This window comes from Oleiphilus sp. HI0123 (genome assembly GCF_001635315.1).
Genome location: NZ_LWGE01001101.1, coordinates 1 through 5,365, shown reverse-complemented (window position 1 = coordinate 5,365; position 5,365 = coordinate 1). Strand labels below are relative to the sequence as shown.

The following is a 5,365-nucleotide window of genomic DNA, read 5'->3' as shown; positions in this document are numbered from 1 at the left end:
GCTAAAGATTGAATGGAAGCTCAACAACGCCAAGAAAAAGGTATTGATCCCCCCTTTAACCCTACAACCATTAGTAGAAAATGCGATTTATCATGGTATTCAACCGCTAACTGAAGGCGGCACTATTAGCATTGAAACCGAACTCAAAAGAGATCATTTATACATTTTGATCTCAAACCCTTTTGACCCAGAAAAACAGGCACGACACGGAAACCAAATCGCATTAGACAATATTAGCAGCAGGCTCCAGGCAATTTTCGGCTCAGGCGCTATATTAAAGACTAGCCAACTAAACAATATTTTTACCGTTACTTTACGTATTCCGGTTAACTAAGATATGACAGCAAACAGCCCTATTAGTGTATTTATCGTCGATGATGAGAGCTTGGCAAGAGAGCGCCTAAAGCGTTTAATTGAACGAAATTGTAACTATCAGGTTTGCGGTGAAGCTGAAAATGGTGAACAAGCCTTGGTACGGATTGAGGAGCTTAAGCCTGATATTGCGCTTCTGGATATCAGAATGCCAGGTATTGATGGCCTGGAAGTGGCCAGCGCTCTGGCAAAAAAGCCGCACCCTCCTGCCATGATCTTTTGCACCGCCTATGACGAGTATGCCATCGACGCCTTTAAAAAGCAGGCCATGGGTTACTTGTTAAAACCCGTTCGAGGCGAAGAGCTGGAAAGTGCTCTGGCTCAAGCAAAGCATGTTAATCAACTGCAGCTAAAATCTATCAAGGAGCAGGATAGTAACGAAGAAGCTCATTTTGTCGCACACAGTTGGCAAGGCCAGGAGTTACTTCCTTTCGACTCGATTTACTTTTTTAGATCCGAACAGAAGTACCTTACCGTTGTCCATGCAAACGGTGAAACCCTAAGTGACCAAACATTAAAGGAGTTGGAACAAGCTCACCCAGACAAGCTCCTGCGTGCCCATCGCAATACACTGGTCAATGCCAAACACATCTCAGCAATGCACAAGAGCTCCGATGGCCACTACTACATACATATACGCAATACCGACTTTCGCATTCTCGTCAGTCGTCGACACGTAAGCGAACTCAAGCAAAGAATAAGTGAACAATCCTTTCAAGCCTAAGACTGCAACTAAGCACCTTCTAGAATAAAAATGAGCTTCCACTCAACAACTTAGAGAACCTGTTCACACTTTATCCTCTCTCTTTACCTCAATAAATGAAGTTTTTCGAAATACCCTCTCGATCCAACCAAATGTTACACACCGCTACAGGGAGATCTCTTATCATTGAATAGGTAGTCTTCATCAAATGGAGTGGACGATTTGAACAACACACACACATCAACAATGACCAAGCGCGCTTTGTTCGTAATAGGCTTGTTATGTCTGTGTCTGTCATTTAATACTCTAGCTTTTGAAAACTCACGCAGCAATAGCGGTGATGATGATACTATCCTCATCGAGAGCTCATCTGACACTAAATTTTCCTATAGTACAGCGATCAAATCCTTCTCTAAGCACGTGCTTAAATTTGATATCGATTCTCTCTTAAGCGGGGGAAAGAATTGCACAGATTCCGTCATTCGCAATTTTAATGACCTTTCAGATAGAACAAAGTATCGACTAAATCTTAAACAAGATCGACTGGAAGTTAAATTAACACTTAACTTCTAACCTTCATATAGCCAAGTTTGACTCAAGTAAGCGCCCAAGAAATAAAAGTGATCTTCACTTGATTTGTATCTTTTCGACTTTATTTCCAGTTCCGTTATACTAAGTCGCCATAACAGGCTGTATCTAGCTCACTATTCTTTATTTGGTTTCACCACCAATACAAATAGCGACGCAATTCAATATATAGCACCCACTCCATTTGCCAATAGTGAACGACTCGAACATGTCTACATCAAGCCCAATCAAGACCCTCAATATTGCTTCTCGTGAAAGTGCTTTAGCGTTGTGGCAAAGCCGTTATATAAAGTCTCAACTTGAAGCTTTATACCCAGGCTTGGAAGTCAATATTAATGGCATGACAACCAAAGGGGATAAGATTCTAGACGTCCCCCTTGCTAAAATCGGTGGCAAAGGCTTATTTGTAAAAGAGCTTGAAGCATCAATGCTAGAAGGCATTTCAGATATCGCCGTCCACTCAATGAAAGATGTCCCTATGGAGTTCCCCGAAGGTCTTGAGCTAGCCGTTATTTGTGAGCGGGAAAACCCCTTCGATGCTTTCGTTAGTAATCAATACGACTCGATCGATCAACTTCCAGAAGGTGCAATTGTTGGCACCTCAAGCCTACGCAGGCATAGCCAACTGGCCGCCTCTCGCCCAGACCTAGATATTCGCCCTTTAAGAGGCAATGTTAATACTCGTCTGGCAAAGCTCGATGCAGGCGAGTATGACGCCATTATTCTTGCAGCCTCTGGACTCAAAAGACTTGAATTCAATGAACGCATCAAAAGCGTCATATCGGCTGAGCAATCACTTCCAGCTGTTGGCCAAGGCGCTCTAGGCATTGAGTGCAGAAGCAAGGATGAGGATATTAAAAAATTATTGGCGCCCCTCATTCACCCAGAAAGCGAGTTCTGCGTAAAAGCTGAACGCGCAATGAATCACCGGCTCCATGGTGGCTGTCAGGTTCCAATCGCCGGATATGCAACCTTAGAAAGCGAGACACTGACACTCACCGGCTTAGTTGCCTCAGAAGATGGCGCAACCATCCTTAAAACAAGCTTAAGCGGCCCACAAGCTCAATGTGAAGAGCTGGGTGTTGCCGTAGCGGAAGCTCTGCTTGAAATGGGTGCAGGCCCTTTACTAGAAGCTGTCTATAACAAAGCTCAAGTTTAAGCCAATGACAAATAAACTCGTTACCGAGCAGGCTTTCAAGCGACTAGGCCTGCTCAGTTCAAGCAAGATTCTAATCTGCCGCCCCGAACCCTCCGCCACGGAATTATCAAAAGCTCTCGAAGCCTTAGGAGCCCAGTGCAAAAAACTGCCAATGCTAAAAATCGATGAGCTTGAGATTAGCGCGATCGAGCGACAGCACATCCTCGATTTAGACCAATACCAGCATGTAATTGTCGTCAGCCAACACGCAGCTGATCTAGGCCTTGAACAAATAGATCACTATTGGCCACAAGCACCTGTCGGACAAAAATGGTATGCCATTGGCCGCAAAACCGCTGAAGCCTTAAACTCGACAAGTCTGGATATCGTATCGCCAGGTCAAGACCTGAGCAGTGAAAAACTATTAGAGAACAAAGACCTCAAAACAGTTCAAGACGAAAAAATACTCATCCTCAAGGGTAAGCATGGTCGCCAGGCTTTACAAAGCCAACTTCTTGCTCGAGGTGCGCAAGTAGATAGCATATCGCTATACCAACGCTCGAAACCAGACTATGATCAAAGCATACTGCAACAAAGCATTGACGACTTTGCGCCAGACTTTATTATTACACTAAGCGGTGAAACACTGACTAACCTGCTTGCTCATTGCAGTGAACACAATATCGACTTATCTGACAGGTCTTTTATACTACCCAGTATCAGAGTGGCCAATATTGCATATGAACACGGATTGAAGAACACTTTGATCTCGGAAAACCTTATGCCGATGGACATTGTAAAGTGCATCAAAAAAGCCAGCTTGTAAGTGCCAACCAACAAAAAACAGGACAACACGTGACTGACGCAAACGAAACGCTACCTGCAGCAGATGTAAAGAAGCCAGCCCCTCAAGCTAAAAAGAAGAAAAACCTTTCTTGGCTGCTAATACTGGTCATTGCTCTAATAGCTGCGTTTTCGATCGCTAGCGCAATTTACTTCTGGCAAAACCTGTCGCAACAAAACACACTACTGTCGCACCTAGATTCACAAAATAAGAGCGCACAACAACGAGTTCAATACTTAGAGCAAAGCCTCGAGCGACGTTTGAAAAACCTAGAAGCAGACAAACAACAACAAAGTCAGATACTGACTCAGCTCGATAGGCAAAGTTTATATAACACCGAGAAGCTAACAGAAATGGGTGCCAGCAGTCGTGCTGACTGGCTACTTGCTGAGGCCGAGTATTTATTACATCTCGCCAACCAAAGACTTCTTCTTGAGCGCGACTTAAAAAATGCTGAGGCAGTCATGATATCTGCCGATAAAGTGCTGGCCGAAATCAATGACCCAGGCTTACTCCCAGTTCGTGCAGCACTCAATCAAGAGATTCTTAGCTTACAACAGCTTTCTCACCTCGACCGTGAAGGTATGTTTATGCAACTCTCGGCTATCATTTCTTCTTTAGACGGCTTAAAAGAAAGCGCTTATTTAGACACGAGCAAGCCAGAGCCAGAACAAACACCAAGCCAGCGTTCATCACAAACTTCAGATCTTCCCGCATGGAAGCAAGCATGGCTGGAAGTATGGGGCGAGCTAAAGAAAGCAGTATTGATCCGGCGTTTGGATCACCCTGTCGCGCCTCTTATGGCGCCTGAGCAAAATTATTATCTGAAGCAGAATCTAAGACTGATGCTCGAACAAGCAAACCTTGCCTTACTAGAGCAAAACCAGGCTATTTTTACTCACAGCTTAAAACAAGCAAGCATTTGGCTAGAGAACTACTTTGATACTCAGGACAAACAAACGAAAACTCTGATTTCTAAACTCAAAAGTATGCAAACACTTCAAATAAGCTACGAAACACCCGATATTTCAAAGTCATTACGCTTACTGAAGACAAAAATTGAAGCCATGTATCTTAACCATAGCTTAGGCAAACTTTCCAACCCGACACCTTCAAGCACAGATAACAGTACCAAGCAGGAGCCAACACCATGAAGCGTTTACTCGTGTTGATTATTGTCGGCATGGCTCTAGCGCTTGGTGTTTCAGCGATTGTCAGCCATGACCCCGGATATGTTCGAATATCTTATGGAAACTGGCTAATAGAAAGTAATCTGGTCATCGCCGCACTCGCTATCGCTATTTTGCTTACTTTATTGGTATGGCTACTAGGGCTGAAACGTAAACTGGTGCATTCAAGCAAGTCTGTATCTAAGTGGTTTGGCCGTTCCGCCGAGTCAAGAGCTACGATAAAAACCGAGAAAGGTCTAATTGCACTACTTGAAGGCAACTGGGGCGTAGCGAGCAAGCTATTATCTAAATCTGCTACCAAGTCCCATAAGCCCTTAATTAACTACTTAGCCGCCGCTCACGCTTCCAACGAGTTAGGGCAGGTTAAGGATGCTGAGCTAATGCTGAAGAAAGCCTATGACAGCACCGAGGACTCCGACTTTGCTGTGGGGATCGCTCAAGCACAAATCCAGTACCAACAAGGGCAATATGAACCTTGCTTAGCAACACTATTACGCCTGCATAAACAACAGGCGCATCACCCCTTCGTT

At 44.3% G+C, this 5,365-nt stretch carries 6 protein-coding genes; all 6 read left to right on the top strand.

Translation table 11 applies throughout. The features are described from left to right. On the top strand, positions 1-334 hold a 334-nt coding region (locus tag A3761_RS27645), incomplete at its 5' end, for a sensor histidine kinase (RefSeq protein ID WP_369808220.1). 3 nt (positions 335-337) lie between these two features. Then, positions 338-1,096 carry a LytTR family DNA-binding domain-containing protein gene (locus A3761_RS10970; protein ID WP_068514509.1) on the top strand — a complete coding sequence of 253 codons (759 nt, stop codon included), beginning with the start codon at positions 338-340 and terminating at the stop codon, positions 1,094-1,096. Between the two features lie 775 nt (positions 1,097-1,871). Beyond that, positions 1,872-2,822 carry a hydroxymethylbilane synthase gene (gene hemC, locus A3761_RS10960; protein ID WP_068514508.1) on the top strand — a complete coding sequence of 317 codons (951 nt, stop codon included), beginning with the start codon at positions 1,872-1,874 and terminating at the stop codon, positions 2,820-2,822. A gap of 4 nt (positions 2,823-2,826) precedes the next feature. Then, the gene (locus tag A3761_RS10955; RefSeq protein ID WP_068554143.1) at positions 2,827-3,627 is read left to right on the top strand and encodes a uroporphyrinogen-III synthase; all 801 of its coding nucleotides are present in this window, start codon (positions 2,827-2,829) and stop codon (positions 3,625-3,627) included. 29 nt (positions 3,628-3,656) lie between these two features. After that, positions 3,657-4,799 carry a uroporphyrinogen-III C-methyltransferase gene (locus A3761_RS10950; RefSeq protein ID WP_068750210.1) on the top strand — a complete coding sequence of 381 codons (1,143 nt, stop codon included), beginning with the start codon at positions 3,657-3,659 and terminating at the stop codon, positions 4,797-4,799. Further along, positions 4,796-5,365 (top strand): heme biosynthesis HemY N-terminal domain-containing protein (locus A3761_RS10945; protein ID WP_304439608.1); only part of this gene is annotated, 570 nt, incomplete at its 3' end. The genes A3761_RS10950 and A3761_RS10945, both read left to right, overlap by 4 nt.

Excerpts from the sequence above, each read along its gene's own strand:
- A3761_RS10970 (WP_068514509.1), top strand. The coding sequence starts at position 338 with ATGACAGCAAACAGCCCTATTAGTGTATTTATCGTCGATGATGAGAGC.
- hemC (WP_068514508.1), top strand. The coding sequence starts at position 1,872 with ATGTCTACATCAAGCCCAATCAAGACCCTCAATATTGCTTCTCGTGAA.
- A3761_RS10955 (WP_068554143.1), top strand. The coding sequence starts at position 2,827 with ATGACAAATAAACTCGTTACCGAGCAGGCTTTCAAGCGACTAGGCCTG.